At 72.6% G+C, this 13,168-nt stretch carries 8 protein-coding genes and 1 pseudogene; 7 read left to right on the top strand and 2 right to left on the bottom strand.

Annotated features, from left to right (window positions below; all coding sequences use genetic code 11):
* The coding region (locus ABZ641_RS13715) for a cellulase family glycosylhydrolase (protein ID WP_359981602.1) at positions 1-1,371 on the top strand (1,371 nt) is incomplete at its 5' end.
* A gap of 279 nt (positions 1,372-1,650) precedes the next feature.
* Here ABZ641_RS13715 and ABZ641_RS13710 read toward each other — a convergent pair.
* Both ABZ641_RS13710 and ABZ641_RS13705 read right to left on the bottom strand, forming a co-directional pair.
* Positions 1,651-2,727, bottom strand: coding sequence for an amidohydrolase family protein (locus tag ABZ641_RS13710; RefSeq protein ID WP_359981599.1), 1,077 nt, complete (start codon positions 2,725-2,727; stop codon positions 1,651-1,653).
* Positions 2,728-2,729: 2 nt separating this feature from the next.
* Positions 2,730-4,055: a glutamine synthetase family protein gene (locus ABZ641_RS13705; protein ID WP_359981596.1), complete on the bottom strand. Its 1,326-nt coding sequence runs from the start codon at positions 4,053-4,055 to the stop codon at positions 2,730-2,732.
* A gap of 195 nt (positions 4,056-4,250) precedes the next feature.
* Here ABZ641_RS13705 and ABZ641_RS13700 point away from each other — a divergent pair, with 195 nt between their 5' ends.
* The 6 genes and pseudogenes from ABZ641_RS13700 to ABZ641_RS13675 form a co-directional block, all read left to right on the top strand.
* Complete coding sequence (locus ABZ641_RS13700; RefSeq protein WP_344621945.1) at positions 4,251-4,892, top strand: helix-turn-helix domain-containing protein; 642 nt, start codon at positions 4,251-4,253, stop codon at positions 4,890-4,892.
* A gap of 44 nt (positions 4,893-4,936) precedes the next feature.
* A complete protein-coding gene (locus tag ABZ641_RS13695; RefSeq protein WP_344621946.1) occupies positions 4,937-6,436 on the top strand; it encodes an MFS transporter in 1,500 nt (499 codons plus the stop codon).
* A gap of 449 nt (positions 6,437-6,885) precedes the next feature.
* Entirely contained in the window at positions 6,886-8,661 is a 1,776-nt protein-coding gene (locus ABZ641_RS13690) for a 3-hydroxybutyryl-CoA dehydrogenase (protein WP_344621947.1), read from the top strand.
* Positions 8,662-8,964: 303 nt separating this feature from the next.
* The gene (locus ABZ641_RS13685; protein ID WP_344621948.1) at positions 8,965-9,870 is read left to right on the top strand and encodes a TetR family transcriptional regulator; all 906 of its coding nucleotides are present in this window, start codon (positions 8,965-8,967) and stop codon (positions 9,868-9,870) included.
* A 373-nt stretch (positions 9,871-10,243) separates the two neighbouring features.
* The gene (gene ccrA / locus ABZ641_RS13680) at positions 10,244-11,581 is read left to right on the top strand and encodes a crotonyl-CoA carboxylase/reductase (RefSeq protein ID WP_344621949.1); all 1,338 of its coding nucleotides are present in this window, start codon (positions 10,244-10,246) and stop codon (positions 11,579-11,581) included.
* Positions 11,581-13,074: pseudogene (locus tag ABZ641_RS13675) on the top strand (methylmalonyl-CoA mutase family protein); the annotation flags it as partial. The gene ccrA and the pseudogene ABZ641_RS13675, both read left to right, overlap by 1 nt.
* Between the last annotated feature and the right edge of the window lie 94 nt (positions 13,075-13,168).

Raw genomic sequence — 13,168 nt, 5'->3', positions numbered from 1 at the left:
GCGGTCAACGGCTGGACGCTGACGTACGCGTACACCGGCAACCAGACGCTCTCCGGCACCGGCTGGAACGGCACCTGGTCGCAGTCCGGCAAGAACGTCACCGTCACCAACCCGGCCTGGGCGGCCGGCATCGGCGCCGGACAGTCGGTGACCGCCGGCGCCAACTTCTCCTACAGCGGCAGCAACGCGGCGCCGACCTCGTTCGCGCTGAACGGCGTCGCCTGCACCGGCACCGGCCCCACCCCGTCCGGCTCGGCCAGCGCCTCGGCCTCGGCCTCGCCCTCCGCGAGCGCCTCCGCCTCCGCCTCCCCCAGCAGCTCGGCCTCGCCGAGCAGTTCCTCCTCGCCCACCGGCAGCACCGGCGCCCCGGCCCTGCACGTCTCGGGCACCTCCCTGGTGAACGAGTCCGGTACGGCCGTCACCCTGCACGGCGTCAACCGCTCGGGCACCGAGTTCATGTGCGTCCAGGGCTACGGCTTCTTCGACGGACCGGTCGACGCCGCGGCCATCGCGGCGATCAAGAGCTGGCACGCCAACGCCGTCCGCGTCCCGCTCAACGAGGACTGCTGGATCGGCACCAGCAACGTCAAGCCCGAGTACGCCGGCGCCAACTACCGCTCCGCGATCAAGGGTTGGGTGGACGCACTGCGCAACGCCGGCCTCACCCCGATCGTCGAGATGCACTGGAGCCGCGGCCAGTACACCGGCAACTCCTCCGGCTGCGCGGACGTCAACGCCACCTGCCAGAAGCCGATGCCCGGCGCCAACGCGGTGCCGTTCTGGAGCTCCGTCGCGGACACCTTCAAGGACACCGACCAGGTCGTCTTCGACCTGTTCAACGAGCCCTACCCGGACCGCTCGGAATCCTCGACCACCCAGGGCTGGCTCTGCTGGCGCGACGGCGGCAGCGCCTGCCCCGGCATCCCCTACCAGGTCAGCGGCTTCCAGACCCTGGTGGACACCGTACGGGCGACCGGCGCCAAGAACGTCATCATGCTCGGCGGCCTGGCCTACTCCAACGACCTCGGCCAGTGGCTCACCTACAAGCCGACCGACCCGACCGGCAACCTCGCCGCGGCCTGGCACGTGTACAACTTCAACACCTGCTCCGGCACGTCCTGCTTCGACTCCACCCTCGCCCCGGTGGCGGCCAAGGTCCCGCTGGTCGCCGGAGAGATCGGCGAGAACACCTGCAGCCACGGCTTCATCGACCAGGTGATGGCCTGGCTCGACGCCCGGAAGCTCGGCTACCTCGGCTGGACCTGGAACACCTGGGACTGCAGCTCCGGCCCCTCGCTGATCAGCAACTACGACGGCACCGCGACCAACTTCGGCGCGGGCCTGCGGGACCACTTCCGCGCGATCGGCTGACGCCCGGGCATCAGGTGCACCCCTAGGGGCGCGGGGAAATCGGGCTCGCCCCGAACCACCAGGGCGACCACCCCCGGACTGCGCAGTTCCCCGCGCCCTGGGCGGGCCAAGCTGCCCAAGAATGGAAAACCCCGTAGGGGCGCGGGGAACTGCGCGATTCGGATGCGGCGCACGGACAGACCAGGGTCGATCCCGGTCAGTTGCGGCACCCACCCCCGGACTGCGCAGTTCCCCGCGCCCCTGGCTGGCCGACCTCCCTGCGCCCCTGAGTGGTGTCCTTCAGATTCCGTACAGGCGGCGGGCGTTGGCCGATCCCAGCGCCTCGGTGATCCGCAGGACGTCCGCCGGGGTGCAGTCGCCGGTGGTGTGCCAGCCGTCCAGGAGCGTGGCGAGCGCCCGGCGGAACTGTGCTGCGCCGACGGGGTACAGCTCGGGCAGTCCGTAGGCGTCGGTGGAGGCCAGGACCTTGCCGAAGGGGGCCAGTTCGAGCACTTCGCCGAGTACGGTGGCGGCCCGCGGTCCGGTGTAGGAGAGGGTCAGTCCGACGTCGGCGTACACGTGCGGGTAGGCCTGGGCGAGCCAGGCGGCCTGCCGGTGGTAGGGGTAGCCGTGCAGCAGGACGAGCGGGACGCCGTCCGGCTCGACCGCGCGGACGAAGTCCACCAGCAGGGCCGGGTCGGCCCGGTGCAACCGCAGGTCGGGGTCGCCGAAGCCGGTGTGCAGTTGGATCGGCAGTGCGAGGCCGACGGCCGTCCACAGCAGGTGGCGCAGCAGGACGGGGTCGGCGATCCGGTCGGGCGGCCGGGCCCCCGCGGCCCGGACGACCTCGGAGCGGGCGGGCGGCCCGCCCGGGATGTCCAGGCCGGCGCGGTAGGCGAGCACCGACTTCACCGCCACGGCCCCGGCGCAGGCTTCGGCCAGTGCCTCGGCGACGGCGTCCGGCCACTGCGCCGCGGGCGCCCGGACGTCGGCGGCCACCGCCTCCAGCCGGACCACTTCGTGCAGCCGGGCTCCGGCGAGTGCGGCGAGGTCGGCGGGCGGCAGCAGCGGCCTGCCGCCGGCTTCGGTGAGGCCGGTGTCGACCAGCAGGTCGGCGAGGCCCGCGCCGGCGAGCATCCGGGCGGTGGCCTCGGCGGCGCCGGTCTCCCGGCGGGCCGCCAGGTAGTCGGCGGGTTCGGCGAGGGCGGGCAGTCCGAGCAGTGGCGGGCACCAGCGCCGGACGGCGAGCCCGATCGCGCTGTCGAAGGGGGAGGTGCCGGGGGCGGGCGGCCGGTCGGACTCGGTGATCAGGGCGCCGAGGGCGGCTTCGTCGAGTTCGTCGGCGACGACGCTGTGGCAGTGGTGGTCGACCAGCACGGTCAGTACCGCCAGCGGGTGGCGGCGACCAGTTGCTGTGCGTCGAGCCCTCCGTAGCGGGCGATCTCGGCCTCCCGGACGTCGAGCACGGCGTGGTAGAGCTCCTCCCCCAGGGCGGTGCGCAGCGGGGCGCAGGCGCGGAGGGCGGAGAGTGCGGCGGCGGGGCTGTGCGGCAGTCGCTCGACGCCGGGTTCGCGGGCGGGGTCGCCGGGCACCTCGGGCGGCAGCTTCAGGCCGGCGTCGAGTCCGGCGAGGCCTGCGGCGAGGGCGCCGCCGAGGGCGAGGTAGGGGTTGGCGGCCGGGTCGAAGCACTTCACCTCGGCGTTGGCCTGGTCGGGTGCGGAGCCGGTGATCAGTCGCAGGGCGGCCTCCCGGTTCTCCAGTCCCCAGCAGCGGTAGGGGCCGGACCACCGGCCGGGCACCAGGCGCAGGTGGCTGGCGGGGCTCGGGGCGCCGAGGACCAGGAGGGCGGGGAGTTCCTCCAGGATCCCGGCGAGGAAGGCGGCGGCCTGCTCGGTGAGGCCGTGCGGGCCGGGGCCGCCGGCGTGCAGGTTCCGGCCGTCCTGCCAGAGGCTGAGGTGGAGGTGGCAGCCGTTGCCGACGCCGTCCGGTGCGACGACGGGGGCGAAGGAGGTGCGCAGTCCGTGCCGGGCGGAGACCGCGCGGACGGTCTGCCGGACGAGCAGGGAGGTGTCGGCGGCGCGGACGGGGGTGTCGGCGGCGACGGAGACCTCGAACTGGCCGGGTGTGTACTCGGGGTGGATCTGCAGCACGGCGAGCTGCTGGGCCTCCAGGGCGCGGAGCACGTCGAGCAGGTAGTCGGAGCGTTCGACCAGCCGGTCCATGCCGTAGGCGGAGCCGCCCTCCGGTGCGCCGTCCCGGTCGACGACCCATTCGATCTCGAAGCCGGCCCGCACGTCGAGTCCGCGGGCGGCGAGTGCCCGTTCGGTGCGGCGGGCGAACCAGCGCTGGCAGCCGGGGTGCGCCGCGCCGTCCTGGCGGCGGCGGTCGACGGGTGCCCAGGCCCAGCCGGGCTGGGCGGCGAGCGGCACCAGTGCGTCGAGGTCGGGGACGAGGCGGAGGTCCCCGACGGGGCCGCCGCCGGGGGCCATGGAGTCGTCGGCGAGGAAGGAGTCGAAGCAGGGGGAGGCGCCGATGCCGTACCGGACGGCGTGCGGCAGCCGGGCGACCGGCACCGCCTTGGTCCTGGTGATGCCGGCGTTGTCCACCCAGCCGAGGGCGACGGCGTCGATCCCGGCCCCGGCGAGTTCCGCGGCGGCCTGCTCGGCCCGTTCCACCGTCTCGTCCCTCGTGTGCGCGCTGCCCATGCGCCCATGCTGCCGTCCGGAGCGGCCGGGGCGGGGGATCGCCCCGCGGTGGGGGCTGCCCGGGAGGGTGAAATCGGCCAACTCGGCAGATGTGTCGCAGGTCACACCGGACGGGGAATTTCCGGGGACCGACTCCCCGTTTGATCCGGTGTCCGCACAAACGGGGAACGAGTCCCCGGAAGGGAAGGGAGTCCGATGACCACGGTCAGCGCCAAGCCGGCGGGCCAGCGGCTCCGTGCGGACGCCGAACGCAACCGGGCGAGGATCATCACCGCCGCCCGCGAGGCGATCGTGGAGCACGGCGCGGAGGCGCCGCTCGACGAGATCGCCCGTCGGGCCGGGGTCGGCAACGCCACGCTCTACCGTAACTTCTCCGACCGGCGCGAGCTGCTGCACCACGTCACCCTCTCGGTGCTGACCAGGGTACTGGAGCACGCGGAGGCCGGACTCGCCGAGCCGGACGCCTTCGAGGGCCTGTCCCGGTTCACGCACGCCGCCGCGGACGAGCGCATCGGCGCGCTCTGTCCGATGGTCTCCGACCACATCGACCACGACGACCCCGAGCTGGAGCGGGCCCTGCTGCAGCTGAAGGCCGCCGCCGCCGAGCTCATCGCCCGCGTCCACGCGAGCGGGCAGCTGCGCGCCGACATCGGAGTCGGCGACTACTTCCTCGGCGTCACCCAGCTGACCCGCCCGCTCCCGGGCACCGGATGCCTCGACCTCGACCAGTTCGTCCATCGCCACCTGCAGGTCTTCCTGGACGGCCTGCGGGCACCGGCGACCTCCGTACTTCCCGGCCGCGCCGCGTCCTTCGAGGACCTCAAGCGCGCCGACTGACCGACCCGACCGCACGCATCGCACGTTAGTTAGTGGGTACCCCCATGTCCGAATCCGGCCTCCAGGCCGACCCGCGCCGCTGGAAGGCACTCGCCTTCATCGGCCTGGCCCAGCTGATGGTCGTCCTCGACGCGACCGTCGTGAACATCGCCCTGCCCTCCGCCCAGCACGACCTCGGCATCTCCGACGGCAACCGCCAGTGGGTGATCACCGCCTACGCGCTGGCCTTCGGCGGACTGCTGCTGTTCGGTGGCCGGATCGCCGACCTGTGGGGCCGCAGGCGGACCTTCATCATCGGCCTGACCGGCTTCGCGCTGGCGTCCGCGCTCGGCGGCGCCGCCGTCAACACCCCGATGCTGCTCGGTGCCCGCGCCCTCCAGGGCGTCTTCGGCGCCCTGCTCGCCCCGGCCGCGCTCTCGCTGCTCGCGGTGATGTTCACCGAGGCCAAGGAGCGCGCCAAGGCCTTCGGCATCTACGGCGCCATCGCCGGTGGTGGCGGTGCGATCGGCCTGATCCTCGGCGGTCTGCTCACCGAGTACCTGAACTGGCGCTGGACCTTCTACGTCAACATCCCGTTCGCCGTGGTCGCGATCCTCGGCGCGGTGATGGTGATCCGCGAGCCCGTCGGCAGCCGCAACCGCAACAAGCTGGACATCCCCGGCGTGCTGCTGGTCACCTCCGGCCTGGTCTCCCTGGTGTACGCCTTCACCCGCGCCGAGTCGGACGGCTGGAGCGCCGGCATCACCGTCGGCCTGTTCGTCGCCGCCGCCGTCCTGCTGGCCGCGTTCGCCGTGGTGGAGAGCAAGGTCTCCGCGCCGCTGCTGCCGCTGCGCGTCGTCACCGAGCGCAACCGCGGCGGTGTCTACCTGTCGCTCGGCCTCGCCGTGATCGGCATGTTCGGCCTGTTCCTCTTCCTGACCTACTACCTGCAGGTGGTCCTCGGCTACAGCCCGGTCACCAGCGGCCTGGCCTTCCTGCCGATGGTGGCGGGCATGATCACCGGCTCCACCCAGATCGGCGCCCGGCTGATGACCCGCGTCCCGCCGCGCTACCTGATGGTGCCCGGCTTCCTGGTCGCCTCGCTGGGCATGCTGATCCTCACCCAGATCGACGTGAACAGCTCCTACCCGGCACTGATCCTGCCCGGTCTGATCCTGATGGGCCTCGGCATGGGCACCGCGTTCATGCCGGCGATGAGCCTGGCCACGCACGGCGTCGAGCCGCGCGACGCCGGTGTCGCCTCGGCGATGGTCAACACCTCCCAGCAGGTCGGCGGCGCCATCGGCACCGCGCTGCTGAACACCATCGCGGCCAGCGCCACCACCGCGTACCTGACCTCGCACGCCAAGGACGGCGCGCCGCAGCAGCTGCTCCAGCTGCAGGGCATGGTGCACGGCTTCTCGACCGCGATCTGGTGGTCCTTCGGCATCCTGGTGCTCGCCGCCACGGCCGCCGCCGTCCTGATCAACACCGGCCGTCCCGACGTCCACGCGACCGCCGAGGGCGCGGCCGCGGAGGACGCCGTCCCCGTGATGGCGCACTGACGCCACCCCTCACCGCAGCGGCCCGCCGGGTTCTCCCGGCGGGCCGCTGCGCGTTCCCCGCTCCTCCCCGACCCGCGCGGCACTCTTCCTACTGGGCGGTAACTCCGCTACAGTGACCGGCACGCACCAGCGCCGGGCCTCGGGAGCCGCACCGGCGTGGTCGGCGCCGCGGTATTCGCGCGGACGCCCCGGTGCGTGTCTCCGGCCCTCGCGGCCGTCTTCTCCCTGCAGCAGTTCAGCGCCGCCTGTCCTTCCTCTCAGCGCGCCTGAGCACCTCGGCACACCCGCGGCACGACCGGAGCGGACCGGTCCGTGCTCCGCGGGGCCGCCCCGTCTTCCCGCACACCCGCGTCGCCACACCCTCCTCCGGCGTGCCCCGGCCGCCGCTCGCCGTCGAGCGGCCGGCCGCGCCCGAGTGCTGCGCGGGCCCATGACAAGGAGTCAGGACAATGGAGCGTCCCTTCCCCACCGTCGCCGTGGTCGGCCTCGGCACCATGGGTGCCGGCGTCGCCGTGGCCGTCGCGAAGAGCGGCCGCCGGGTGCTCGGCATCGAGGCCGATGCCGACGCCGCGGGCCGGGCCCTCGCCCGGATCGAGGAGGCCACCGCGCACGCGGTGCAGCGCGAGCGGCTCACCGCCGAGGAGCGCACCGCGCTGCTCGCCCTGATCACCGTCGGCGACCGGCTGGACGTCGCCGCCGGGGCCGACCTGGTGATCGAGGAGCTGCCCGAGCAGCTGGAGCTGAAGCGCGAGGTCTTCGCCGAACTGGACCGGATCTGCCCGCCGGAGACGGTGCTCGCGACCGGTACCACCGCACTGTCGGTGACCCGGATCGCCGCCGCCACCGCCCGCCCGGAGCGGGTCCTCGGCCTGCACTTCTTCAACCCGGTGCACACCATGAAGCTGGTCGAGGTGGTGCGCACCGTGCTGACCTCCCCGCAGGCCGCCGAGGACGCCGCCGCCTTCGCCCGCGACCTGGGCAAGGAGCCGGTCGCGGCCGGCGACCGGGCCGGCTTCATCGTCAACGGCCTGCTCTTCGCCTACCTCAACCAGGCCGCCGCGATGTTCGAGTCGCGGTACGCCACCCGCGAGGACATCGACGCCGCGATGCGGCTCGGCTGCGGCCTGCCGATGGGCCCGCTGGCCCTGCTCGACCTGATCGGCATCGACACCGCCCGCACCGTGCTGGAGGCGATGTACGAGCAGTCCAAGGACCGGCTGCACGCCCCGGCGCCGATCCTCGGCCAGCTCGCCTCGGCGGGCCTGCTCGGCCGCAAGTCGGGCCGCGGCTTCTACACCTACGAGGCGCCCGGCTCCTCGAAGGCGGTCGCCGAGGCCACCGCCGCGGCCGGCACACGGGTCGCGGGCCGGACGGTCGCGAGCATCGGCGTCTGCGGCTCGGGCACCATGGCCACCGGCATCGTCGAGGTGTTCGCCAAGGCCGGCCTGCCCGTCCTGCTGGCGGCCCGCAGCCAGGAGAAGGCGGACCGCGCCAAGGCGCAGCTGGCCAAGTCGCTGGAGCGCTCGGTCTCCCGCGGCCGGCTCGCCGCCGAGGCCCGGGACGCGGCGCTGGCGCTGGTCACCCCGACCGGCAGCTACGCCGACCTGGCCGGGGTGGACCTGGTGGTCGAGGCGGTCGCCGAGGACCTGGAGGTCAAGCGCGAGCTGTTCGCCACCCTGGACAAGGTCGTCAAGCCGGGTGCGGTGCTGGCCACCACCACCTCCAGCCTGCCGGTGATCAGCTGCGCGACCGCGACCTCGCGGCCGCAGGACGTGATCGGCATGCACTTCTTCAACCCGGCACCGGCCATGAAGCTGGTCGAGGTGGTCTCCACGGTGCTCACCGCGCCGGACGTCACCGCCACCGTGCTGGAGCTCTGCGCCAAGGTGAAGAAGCACGCGGTGGAGTGCGGCGACCGGGCCGGCTTCATCGTCAACGCGCTGCTCTTCCCGTACCTGAACGACGCGGTGCGGATGCTGCAGGAGCACTACGCGACGGTGGACGACATCGACACCGCGATGAAGCTCGGCTGCGGCTACCCGATGGGCCCGTTCGAGCTGCTGGACGTGGTCGGCCTGGACGTCTCGCTGACCATCGAGCAGGTCCTGCACCAGGAGTTCCGCGAGCCCGGCCTGGCGGCCGCCCCGCTGCTGGAGCACCTGGTCGCGGCGGGCTGCCTGGGCCGCAAGACCGGCCGCGGCTTCCGCGACCACGCCCGGCGCTGACGCACCACGGGCCGTCCCCGCCCCGCCCGTCCCCCGCGGCCCCACCCGCGGACGGGCGGGGTGCGGGGCGGCCCGCACGGCACATCCACGGACCGAACGGCCGCCTCGCAGCAAGGAGTCGACATGAACACCGAGCCCGGAGGCAGACTGCCTCGGAGCAACGTCGCGCCGGCCGGACGGCCGGCCTGGAACGAGGGTGCGCTGCCGCCCCGCTGGCCGCGGCCCGCCGTGCTGCCGCCGGCGCCCCCGGTCCGCCGGGCACGGCCGACCGGAGCGGCGCCCGGGGCGTGTAGCGTTCCGGGCATGGATCGGGAACAGTCATCCGCGCAGCAGCAGCCGCCCCGCGAACCGGTGGACGGCGCCCGTCCCGAGGGCGGCACCGGCGGCCGTCGGGCCGCGGCCCAGCGCCGGCAGATGCGCCAGGAGCTGGCGTCGGCGGCGATGGACCTGTTCGCCAACCAGGGGTACGAGGAGACGACGGTCGATCAGATCGCCGCCGAGGCGGGCGTGGCGCGGCGGACCTTCTTCCGCTACTTCCGCTCGAAGGAGGAGGCGATCTTCCCGGACCACGACGACACCCTGGTCCGGGTGGCCGACCTGCTGGCCAGCGCCGAGCCGGAGGAGCACCCGCTGGACGTGGTGTGCCGCGGCATCAAGGAGGTGCTGCGGATGTACGCCTCCACCCCGGGCGTCTCGGTGGCGCGCTACCAGCTGATCCGGCAGGTCCCGGCGCTGCGCGAGCGGGAGATCGCGGTGGTGGCCCGGTACGAGCGGCTGTTCACCCGCTACCTGCTGGGGCGCTTCGACGCGGCCGAGCAGATCCCGCCGGGCTGGCAGCGCGGCGGGGACGACGACTCGATGCTGGCCGAGGTGTCGGCGGCGGCCGTGGTGGCGGCCCACAACCACGTGCTGCGGCGCTGGCTGCGGGCCGGCGGCCACGGCGACGTGGAGGCGCAGCTGGACCACTCCTTCGAGGTCATCCGGGGCACCTTCTGGGCGACCTCGCCGAGTGGCGTGCGACGCCGTGGCACTCTCGTGGCACCCGGTGCCAGTGGTGACACCGGGTCGGCCCTGGAGGGCGCGGCGGTGAGCGCCCTGAGTGCGAGCCCCGGCGGTGAGGTACTCATCACAGTGGCCCGCACCGACGCCCCGCTGGACCTCGTGCTGGACTCGATCAAGTCCGCCCTGGGCGCCGCCAAGTCGGCCTGATTCCCGGCATTCCCGCAGTTCAGAAGGCATTTCGAAGGCCCGTCCCGGACATCCGGGGCGGGCCTTCGCGCATACCGCACCGGGGCGCCTCGAACAGCGATCCACATCACTCGAACTGATGACACCCGGTGTCTTTACGAGTGGCACAGGGTGCCACTACCTTGTTACCCACCAGTCGCGGCGCCGCGGCTCCCCACCTCGGCGCGCCGCGTCCGGCGTCCCCGCACCACGGGGGCACGTACGACCTCGGCGACACCACATCCGTCGCAGACCGTCGACCCACCCACCCACAGACCCTCAGCGAAGCCGGTGTCCGCTCCCGGCTCCCCCAGACGCCCTGTGCCCTCACACAGGTACGCCTTCGGAGGCAGCCATGAACGAAATCCTCGACGCGATCCTCAGCTCCGACAGCACCCCGGCGGACTTCGCCGCGATCAAGCTGCCGGAGTCCTACCGGGCGGTGACGCTCCACAAGGACGAGGAGCAGATGTTCGCCGGCCTCGCCAGCCGCGACAAGGACCCCCGCAAGTCCCTCCACCTGGACGAGGTCCCCCTCCCCGAGCTCGGCCCGGGCGAGGCCCTGGTCGCCGTCATGGCGAGCTCCGTCAACTACAACACCGTGTGGAGCTCGATCTTCGAGCCGGTCTCCACCTTCGGCTTCCTGGAGCGCTACGGCCGCCTGTCGCCGCTGACCAAGCGCCACGACCTGCCGTACCACATCCTCGGTTCGGACCTCGCGGGCGTCGTCCTGCGCACCGGCGCCGGCGTCAACGCCTGGAAGCCCGGCGACGAGGTCGTCGCGCACTGCCTCTCGGTCGAGCTGGAGTCCCCGGACGGCCACAACGACACGATGATGGACCCGGAGCAGCGCATCTGGGGCTTCGAGACCAACTTCGGCGGCCTCGCCGAGATCGCCCTGGTCAAGACCAACCAGCTGCTGCCCAAGCCGAAGCACCTCACCTGGGAGGAGGCCGCCTCCCCGGGCCTGGTCAACTCCACCGCCTACCGCCAGCTGGTGTCGCAGAACGGCGCCGGCATGAAGCAGGGCGACAACGTGCTGATCTGGGGCGCCAGCGGCGGCCTCGGCTCCTACGCCACCCAGTACGCCCTGGCCGGCGGCGCCACCCCGATCTGCGTGGTCTCCAGCGAGTCCAAGGCCGAGATCTGCCGCGCCATGGGCGCCGAGGCGATCATCGACCGCTCCGCCGAGGGCTTCAAGTTCTGGAAGGACGAGCACACCCAGGACCCGCGCGAGTGGAAGCGCCTGGGCAGCAAGATCCGCGAGTTCACCGGCGGCGAGGACGTGGACATCGTCTTCGAGCACCCGGGCCGCGAGACCTTCGGCGCCTCGGTCTACGTCACCCGCAAGGGCGGCACCATCGTCACCTGCGCCTCGACCTCGGGCTACATGCACCAGTACGACAACCGCTACCTGTGGATGTCGCTGAAGCGCATCGTCGGCTCGCACTTCGCCAACTACCGCGAGGCGTTCGAGGCCAACCGCCTGGTCGCCAAGGGCAAGATCCACCCGACCCTCTCCAAGGTCTACTCCCTGGACGAGACCGGCCAGGCCGCCCTCGACGTGCACCACAACAAGCACCAGGGCAAGGTCGGCGTGCTCTGCCTCGCCCCCGAGGAGGGCATGGGCGTCCGCGACCACGAGCTGCGTGCCAAGCACCTGCCGGCGATCAACCGCTTCCGGAACATCTGATGGCAGACCGTGAAGGCGTTCAGCGCGACCGTCCGTGGTTGATGCGGACCTACGCCGGACACTCCACCGCGAGCGACTCCAACGCGCTCTACCGGCGGAACCTGGCGAAGGGCCAGACGGGCCTGTCCGTCGCCTTCGACCTGCCCACGCAGACGGGCTACGACTCGGACCACGTCCTCGCCCGCGGCGAGGTCGGCCGGGTCGGCGTCCCGGTGGGCCACGTCGGCGACATGCGCACGCTGTTCGACGGCATCCCGCTCGAGCAGACGAACACCTCCATGACGATCAACGCCACCGCGATGTGGCTGCTGGCGCTCTACCAGGTGGTCGCCGAGGAGCAGGGCGCGGACATCGCCAAGCTCACCGGCACCACCCAGAACGACATCGTCAAGGAGTACCTGTCGCGGGGGACGCACGTCTTCCCGCCCGGGCCGTCCGTCCGGCTGATCACCGACATGATCGCCTACACGGTCGCCAACATCCCCAAGTGGAACCCGATCAACATCTGCAGCTACCACCTGCAGGAGGCCGGGGCGACCCCCGTCCAGGAGATCGCGTACTCGATGTGCACCGCGATCGCCGTCCTCGACGCCGTCCGCGACTCCGGCCAGGTGCCGGCCGAGCGGATGGGCGAGGTCGTCGGCCGGATCTCCTTCTTCGTGAACGCGGGCGTCCGCTTCGTCGAGGAGATGTGCAAGATGCGGGCCTTCTCCCGGCTCTGGGAGAAGGTCACCCGCGAGCGCTACGGCATCGAGGACGCCAAGCAGCGCCGGTTCCGCTACGGCGTGCAGGTGAACTCGCTGGGCCTCACCGAGGCCCAGCCGGAGAACAACGTCCAGCGCATCGTGCTGGAGATGCTCGCCGTCACCCTCTCCAAGGACGCCCGCGCCCGCGCCGTCCAGCTGCCCGCGTGGAACGAGGCCCTGGGCCTCCCCCGCCCGTGGGACCAGCAGTGGTCGCTGCGCATCCAGCAGGTGCTCGCCTACGAGTCCGACCTGCTGGAGTACGGCGACATCTTCAACGGCTCCACCGTCGTCGAGGCCAAGACCGACGAGCTGCTCGCCGGCGCCGAGGCCGAGATCGCCAAGGTGCTGGAGATGGGCGGCGTGATCCCGGCCGTCGAGTCCGGCTACCTCAAGTCCAACCTGGTCGCCTCGCACGCGGCCCGCCGCGCCCGGATCGAGGCCGGCGAGGACAAGATCGTCGGGGTGAACTGCTTCGACACCACCGAGGAGAGCCCGCTCACCGCGGACCTCGACACCGCGATCATGGTGGTGGACCCGGCCTCCGAGCGCTCCGTGCTCGCCGGCCTGGAGCAGTGGCGCGCCGGGCGCGACGAGGCGGCCGCGCAGACCGCCCTGGAGCACCTCAAGGCCACCGCGGCGACCACCGACAACCTCATGCAGGCCACCCTCGCCTGCGCCCGCGCCGGCGTGACCACCGGCGAGTGGGCCTTCGCCCTGCGCGAGGTCTTCGGCGAGTACCGCGCCCCCCCGCGGACAAGACCACCGCCACCATCTCCCGGATCCGGCTGAGCGATCCTCCGCTGCCGTCCATCTACGACGTCGTCGAGCTGGTTCCGCGCAC

This window comes from Kitasatospora sp. NPDC007106, from assembly GCF_040634455.1.
Classification (GTDB): Bacteria; Actinomycetota; Actinomycetes; order Streptomycetales; family Streptomycetaceae; genus Kitasatospora; species Kitasatospora arboriphila.
This window is presented reverse-complemented; position numbering and strand designations above follow the sequence as displayed.

Bases quoted from the DNA above. Each gene is read 5' to 3' on its own strand.
- ABZ641_RS13695 (WP_344621946.1), top strand. From the start codon at position 4,937: ATGTCCGAATCCGGCCTCCAGGCCGACCCGCGCCGCTGGAAGGCACTC.
- ABZ641_RS13700 (WP_344621945.1), top strand. From the start codon at position 4,251: ATGACCACGGTCAGCGCCAAGCCGGCGGGCCAGCGGCTCCGTGCGGAC.
- ABZ641_RS13690 (WP_344621947.1), top strand. From the start codon at position 6,886: ATGGAGCGTCCCTTCCCCACCGTCGCCGTGGTCGGCCTCGGCACCATG.
- ABZ641_RS13685 (WP_344621948.1), top strand. From the start codon at position 8,965: ATGGATCGGGAACAGTCATCCGCGCAGCAGCAGCCGCCCCGCGAACCG.
- ABZ641_RS13705 (WP_359981596.1), bottom strand. From the start codon at position 4,055: ATGGGCAGCGCGCACACGAGGGACGAGACGGTGGAACGGGCCGAGCAG.
- ccrA (WP_344621949.1), top strand. From the start codon at position 10,244: ATGAACGAAATCCTCGACGCGATCCTCAGCTCCGACAGCACCCCGGCG.